Genomic DNA, 4,968 nt, shown 5'->3' with positions numbered 1-4,968 from the left:
CCTCGTTATCTAAGGCGCGCGTTCCTCATGTGGGGCGCGGGTCATGGATAGAGCGGGGGAGCGCGATCAAGGCCCAGGTCGGGCTCCTCCGTTACAGCTATCTGCGCTGGCAGGCGATACCTCCGCCCGCCAGCGCAGGCATTTTTAGGGCGACATCATTTTCCAGCGGCGATTGCCTTTTCTGAAAAAGGCAATGATGCAGCGGCAATCACATTGAGAAATGCCTGGTCGCGTTGATTCACGCTGCTTTCTTTCGTGTTGATGGGCTGCGAGGGCGTGCCTTTTCTGAAAAAGGAACTTGGTGGAGGGGGCGTGTGGGGTGCTTGGCCTGTCCCTATCGACGCGGGAGGCGGTCGCCATGGGTTAGGAAGCCGTGAAGTTGGTTACGCTTCCGTTGTTGGACGTTGGTCAGGCGACGCGTTTCGAATCCGAGCTTTTTGCCCAGCTCGTCCATGATGCAGGTAAATTGCAGTTGGTCGACGAATTGGCGGTGCGACAGGGATGGCACGTGCAGCCCCATCATCTCATATGCATTGCGCTTGCCTAGGTCGTGTTCCCGTTCGCGCTGTTCGGAGTGAAAGGCGTTGCTGTCGTACTCGAGCACTACTTTGGCATCGGGCCAGTAGAAGTCGGGGATAATCGTTTTGCTTCCCGCGGCGCGGCGCGCCGGGCCCGCTGGAGTGAGGGATTCGTTAAGCTTGGGACGTGGCATTCCGTATCCTCCCAGCCTGTGCGAAAGGGTCATTTCGATCGCGATTTGAGATTCGCGTGGCGACCGGGAACCGTCGAAAACGAATTCGGCCGCATACCGGGCGCGGCGTATGCCGCGTATGCCATCCGCTTGCTCGACGAATGCGCGTACTTGCTGTGCCGTCGTAACGTGAGCTCGCTGGACTGCTTCCGTTTCGTTGCCGCTGTTGGGGCGTATGGCGTAATCGCCACAGAGCTCGAACGCCAGTTCCGTGAGCTCAAGTCTGTTCGTGAGGCATCCCATTTGCACGAGACATAGCTCAGGCGACGCGATGCATAGCGTTAAAGGCTCTCCGTCGTGGGAAATCGTCGTGAGACAGGCGAGTGAACCAGGTGGAAGGGCGGTGGTTTGCACGTGCGCTCGCATGCGTGCTGTCGTTCTGGATGTGCCTGGTTTGGGGGTGATTACGTCAATGGGAGCTTGAATCCCCGCTTGCATGCCCACCTCGATAATCTTCCCAGCTTGATGTTGAGTTGGCGTCGTCGCTTGGGCTAGGATGCCCCGCTCTTCCAATGGCGATAAGGGTATCGCTCCCTTATTCGTAATGGGCGAACTCCAGTAAGCCAATGCAGAACGGTATCCAAGTATGAATGTGGTCATGTCTTCTCCCCGAGTGGAAGGTGATAGGGCGTGATTGTTTGTTGCATGCGCTTGTTGGTTTGGTCTGCATGGCGCGGCACCTGTCGGGCGGGTGCATGTTATGGGGTAGGCGAATGCCGAATCTGGCGCTGCTGCGGGCAAGCGTTTTGCCGCGCGGTCGCTCTGCCGATGATTTGCGTGGTGCTTGGCCATGCGAACGCCCTGCAAGTTTACGTCATGAACGAACGTTAGTGGCGGCTTTGTTTCACCAGGTTACCTGATGGTTTTTATCATCTGGCGTGCTATCGATAGGTGATTTCCGTGCGACCGTTTTGCGACGATTTCGCGACTATGGCGCATCATTCTATGAAGGCATTCTGCGGGTCATGCGATTGCCTTTTCTGAAAAAGGTAATGGATTATGCGAGCTCTCATTTCGAAAGCCCAGGTCGCGTCCTCTCGAAGGCGGGGACTTTGCGCGAATGCTCCTCGAATGCCTGCCTTTTTCAGAAAAGGCACCCTGCGTGTTTCTCCGTCCGCGCCCCGTTTTTGCGCTGCGCCCGGCCGGGAGCTCGCCCGTTTCCCTGCGCATGCAGCTACAATGGGCAACTGCGCAACCATGATGCTTGGTTGCTGGAAAGCGGTGAGAAGTGCAGAGGAATGGGAGCGCCCATGGAGGATGTGGCCGCGCAATCGCGTAAGCGCATTGCGTATTACGACAACGTGAAGTTCGCGCTGATCGCATTGGTGGTCATTGGCCACATTATCGACATGGGCGCTATCAAGCACCCCGGTGCGAAGAGTCTCTTCCTGTTTATCTATTCGTTCCACATGCCGCTCTTCCTGTTCGTGTCGGGTCTGTTCGTGAAGCGCGACAAGCTCACGGCGGGGAAGACGCTCGATAGGGTGGTGCAGTTCTGCGCGTTGGGCTTCCTGCTGAAGATCGTCAATTTCGCGACGTTATACGCGATTGCCGCTATTTCGGGAGGCGATACGGGTTCCGTGAAGTTCACGCTGCTCGGCGATGGCGGAATTGCGTGGTTCATGTTCGCGCTTGCCGCGTTTTATACGCTCGCCTGGTTGCTGCGCCGTGCAAGTGCCTGGGTCGTTCTTGCGGGCTCGCTGGCGTTGGGCCTGCTTGTGGGCTACGACTCGAACGTGGGCGACTTTTTGTACCTGTCGCGTATCGTGGTGTTCCTGCCGTTCTTCTGGCTGGGTCATATGCTGGATGCTACTCGGGTTGAGCGAGCGTTGGCGCGTCCGTGGCTACGCGTGGCGGGAGCTGTTGTCATTGTGGCGTTTGCTGCGTTGTGCATCGCTTGCATTGGCGAGGTCTATGCCTTCCGTCCGCTGTTCACGGGGCGCAATTCCTTCGAGAACGCCATCAAGGCTGGCTTGGTGGGCTGCTCGTGGATGCACCGCGGCGTAGCGTATCTCATCTCCTTTGCCATGTGCGCGAGCGTGCTTGCCGTTATGCCCCGGCGAGCAACCCCGTTCATCTCGGAGTTCGGCGCGCGTACGCTGGCTGTCTACATGTTGCATTTTGCGGTGCTGTATATTCTGAGCGGCTGCGACGCCTACGCCTTCCTTATGGCGCATGGGGTTTCCTGGCCCATTGTGTGCATCGGGTTGGGCCTGGTCATCACCGTGGTTTTGTCGTTGCCGCCGTTCAGCCGGCCCTTCGATTGGCTGGGAGGCAAGTTGCACGCGCATGCGACGAAGCCATCGAGTCCCGCCCAGCCCCAATAGCCCACCTGCGTGATTGCTGCTGCTGGTTAGGCGCGTTGGTGCTTGCTGGCGTCGCCGGTGCCGCCATGCATGCCGACTGGTGTATCCTTTCTTGCGACAAGCATGCATCCGAACAGGAGAACGATGGCTTTCTATACGATTCCGCTTCGATTCGCGAAGCGCCTGATGCGCGGTTTCTGCCTATCCGTATGGTATCCGCACGTCTATCGCAAGGCTGCGCGCCGGCCTTTGCGGCCGGGCAAGGTCGTGTTTGTGGAGGTGCGCGAGCCCAAGCTGTCCGACAGCTTCAAGTTCGTGCACGCGCGTCTGGAAGAGGATGCGTCCTTGCAGGTGAGCGTTATGTTCCTAGGCGAATCGCGCGTGCGCTATGCGTTGTATCATCGCAATTGCCTGGCCATGCTGCGCGAAATCGCCACCGCGCCCTATGTCTTTCTGAACGACGCCTCGAACGTTGTGAGCTGCGTGCCCCTGCGCGAGGGCTCGCAGGTGGTGCAGCTCTGGCATGGCTGCGGCGCGTTCAAGAAATGGGGCATGAGCACTGCCGACCTGAAGTTCGGCGGCTCGCGCAAGCAGAAGCTCAAGCATCCGTTCTACGAGAACCTCTCGCTCGTTACCACCAGCAGCCCTGAAGTGAACTGGGCATATATCGAGGCTATGCACCTGGAGCGCACTCCGGAAATCGTGCGCGCCCTGGGCGTGAGCCGCACCGACATCTTCTTCCAGCGCGATTTCCTCGAGCGTTCGCGTGCTCGCGTGGAAGAGGCGCTGCCGGGCATCGCGGGGCGCAAGATCCTGTTGTACGCGCCCACGTTCCGCGGACGCGTGGCAAGTGCGGAAGGCCCCGATCAGCTGGACATTCCCGCGCTGAAGCGCGCGTTCGGCGACCGGTGGGCGCTCGTGATCAAGCATCACCCCTTCGTGAAGGAACCGCCTGCGATTCCCGATGACTGCCGCGACTTCGCGTTCGACGTAACGCATGGCAACCTGGCCATCGACGAGCTCATGGTTGCCTCGGCAGCCTGCGTGTCCGATTACTCGTCGCTCGTGTTCGAGTATTCGCTTCTGCGCCGCCCACTTGCCTTCTTCGCATACGATAAGGCCGACTACGACGATTGGCGCGGCTTCTACTACGACTACGATGAGCTCACGCCTGGCCCGGTATGCACGACGACCGACGAGATCGTGCAATGGCTTGTGGAAAGCGAGCGGTCATTCGATCCCGCGCGCATCGACGCGTTTCGCCAGAAATTCATGTCGGCCTGCGATGGCCATGCTACCGAACGCATCGTGCGAGCCGTGTTCGGCAGCGGAAACGTCGAGAAGGAGGAATAGCGTATGCGAGCGCTTATTCAACGCGTTACGAGCGCCTCTGTGGCCATTCAGGACGGCTCTGAGGGCACGTTTGAGGGCATTATAGAGGGAAGTCCCAATCGCACGATATCCCGTGGCCTGGTGGTGTTTCTGGGCGTTGGGGCGAACGATGGCATCGAAGAGGCCGAGCGTCTGTGGCGCAAGATTTCCCGCCTGCGCATCTTCGACGACGAAGCAGGCAAGACCAACCTCTCGTTGGCCGACGTGAGTGGGGAAGTGCTCGTCGTCTCGCAGTTCACGCTGTACGCGAATTGCAAGCGCGGCAACCGCCCCAGCTTCACCGACGCCGGCAAGCCGCAGGAAGCGCGCGAGCTCTACCGCCGGTTCTGCCAGCTTGCGTTGAACGACCTGGGCTCCATCGCGGTGGGTGAATTCGGCGCCGATATGCACGTGTCCATCGAGAACAGCGGCCCGTTCACCATCTGGCTCGATACCGACGAACTCTAGCGTCTTAGCTGGTGTGCGGCGCTGCGGCACCGTACGTCTACGACTGTCGAAAAGCCCACCTCGCGGCGATGC

The 4,968-nt window shown here is 59.5% G+C and carries 4 protein-coding genes; 3 read left to right on the top strand and 1 reads right to left on the bottom strand.

The genetic code is table 11. From position 1 onward, the window contains the following. Nucleotides 1-334: 334 nt before the first annotated feature. The gene (locus AC04P6_RS02735; RefSeq protein ID WP_475565057.1) at nt 335-994 is read right to left on the bottom strand and encodes a hypothetical protein; all 660 of its coding nucleotides are present in this window, start codon (nt 992-994) and stop codon (nt 335-337) included. 995 nt (nt 995-1,989) lie between these two features. On the opposite strand from AC04P6_RS02735, the gene AC04P6_RS02730 reads away from it, so the two are divergent. The 3 genes from AC04P6_RS02730 to dtd all read left to right on the top strand — a co-directional run bounded on the left by AC04P6_RS02730 (nt 1,990) and on the right by dtd (nt 4,896). Beyond that, the gene (locus AC04P6_RS02730) at nt 1,990-3,078 is read left to right on the top strand and encodes an acyltransferase family protein (RefSeq protein WP_475565056.1); all 1,089 of its coding nucleotides are present in this window, start codon (nt 1,990-1,992) and stop codon (nt 3,076-3,078) included. Between the two features lie 123 nt (nt 3,079-3,201). Further along, nucleotides 3,202-4,410 (top strand): CDP-glycerol glycerophosphotransferase family protein, encoded by a 1,209-nt coding sequence (locus AC04P6_RS02725; protein ID WP_475565055.1) that lies wholly within the window; start codon nt 3,202-3,204, stop codon nt 4,408-4,410. Between the two features lie 3 nt (nt 4,411-4,413). Continuing rightward, nucleotides 4,414-4,896: a D-aminoacyl-tRNA deacylase gene (gene dtd / locus AC04P6_RS02720; RefSeq protein WP_475565054.1), complete on the top strand. Its 483-nt coding sequence runs from the start codon at nt 4,414-4,416 to the stop codon at nt 4,894-4,896. Nucleotides 4,897-4,968 lie beyond the last annotated feature (72 nt).

This window comes from Denitrobacterium sp. (assembly GCF_056180635.1).
Note: the sequence above shows the minus strand (reverse complement) of the source record. Positions and strands in the feature narration are given on the sequence as shown.

What these genes read in the sequence shown, in the direction of transcription:
- AC04P6_RS02730 (WP_475565056.1), top strand. Translation starts at nt 1,990, where the DNA reads ATGGGAGCGCCCATGGAGGATGTGGCCGCGCAATCGCGTAAGCGCATT.
- AC04P6_RS02735 (WP_475565057.1), bottom strand. Translation starts at nt 994, where the DNA reads ATGGGATGCCTCACGAACAGACTTGAGCTCACGGAACTGGCGTTCGAG.
- AC04P6_RS02725 (WP_475565055.1), top strand. Translation starts at nt 3,202, where the DNA reads ATGGCTTTCTATACGATTCCGCTTCGATTCGCGAAGCGCCTGATGCGC.
- dtd (WP_475565054.1), top strand. Translation starts at nt 4,414, where the DNA reads ATGCGAGCGCTTATTCAACGCGTTACGAGCGCCTCTGTGGCCATTCAG.